Source organism: Candidatus Hodarchaeum mangrovi, from assembly GCF_975850365.1.
The window spans coordinates 1-1,545 of record NZ_CDLCQJ010000028.1; the positions used below are offsets into that span (position 1 = coordinate 1).

1 protein-coding gene is annotated in these 1,545 nt (G+C 34.5%); it reads left to right on the plus strand.

What is annotated here, in order from left to right:
* Positions 1-387 precede the first annotated feature (387 nt).
* Positions 388-1,545: tetratricopeptide repeat protein (locus tag ACWVCY_RS03705; protein ID WP_455140354.1), on the plus strand; the 1,158-nt coding region annotated here is incomplete at its 3' end.

The following is a 1,545-nucleotide window of genomic DNA, read 5'->3' on the forward strand; positions in this document are numbered from 1 at the left end:
CAAGAAAATCCTGAGACAACCTGTCATGTTGCTGTATTCATTCCTCTACTTCGTTCCTATCTATGATGTCGGAAAATACATCGCCCCCCCTGCTATCGATAACAGCCAATTGAAAGAGATAAAGATTAATGGATTACTGGATAGTGGAGTTCGACCAAGCGACGACGATTAAGAATTTTATTTATTTTAACTGAATCTAAAACAACAAAATTAAAAGAGAAAGAAAACCTCCTGTAACAAACCAAGCCACTCACAATCAGGTGTATTCACAAATCTAATCTCCACTAAATTCCAAATATCACCCCCCTATTCACCTTAAAGGGCGATTGATTCAACTCCTAGGCCCTGTCACAATCATTCCTGTCAATTGCCGGAAGAACTACGCAAATGACTAATCTATATAGTTTGAGACAGGTCAAAAAATTGATTCTCTCTATTTTTCTATTCTTCTTTCTTCTTCAAACACCTAATGCAATTGCTGTCTTTAATAGAGTACCCAATGATTCCACAATTTCTCCTTCAGAACGATTCCTAAATACCTCGAAAGAAGCAGAAAAATTCCGTTCAGAAGGAGAATTTGAAAGGGCAATTGAACTACTCAAAAAATCACTCGAATACGCAAAAAAAATCCCTGACGGTAAAAAAGAGTGTGGTGTCCTTCTCAAATTAGGCCTAATGTACTGGAATATCGGACAACTTGATGTGTCGTCAGATTATTATTTAAGAGCAATTTCTTTGGCAAAATCGCTCAATCTAGAAATACTGAGAAACGAAAGCCAGACAGCACTTGATATCTATTCATATTACGAGGAGGGAAAAAAATATCGTTCATCCGGTCAGTATCAAGAATCAATAGAAAACTTTCAAAAGGCTATTGAACTTGCTCGGGATCTAGGAAGCAAAGAACACGAAGTTAAATGTCTTAGACAATTAAGTGTAACATTTTGGGATTCAACCAACCTTAATGAATTTTATTCAATAAGTATGAAAGCATTAGAGATTGCTCGAATCCTTAAACACAGAAAAGAGGAAGGAAAATTTTTAAAAAGTATTGGAATTTATTTTTGGCAATTAGATAACTACTCAAAAGCTATTAATTATTTTGAGAAAGCACTAGCTATTGCACAATATTTAAAAAGTGAAGAAATGTCATCAGATTTATTGAATCTGATAGGAGTTACCTATAGAAAAATCGGCAATTATGACAGAGCTTTAGATAATTTAATGGAAGCTCAAAAGAAAGCCCAAGAGATGGGAGACCTCTATTTTCTATCTGGAATATTAAACAACATTGGAAACATATATAGGGACAAAGGTTATCTTTCTGAAAATGAAAAAGATTTGTATCAAGCACTCAATTATCATGAAAAATCTCTTGAAACAGCAAAAAAAAGTAATAATATCAGAACCGAAATTGAAGTCCTAAACAACCTCGGTAGCGTCCATTCAGATCTCGAAAATTTTCAGCAAGCCTTAGAATATTTTCAACAGGGATACGAAAAAGCAGAAAAGATCGATGATTTAGAAGCTAAAGGAATGATCCTG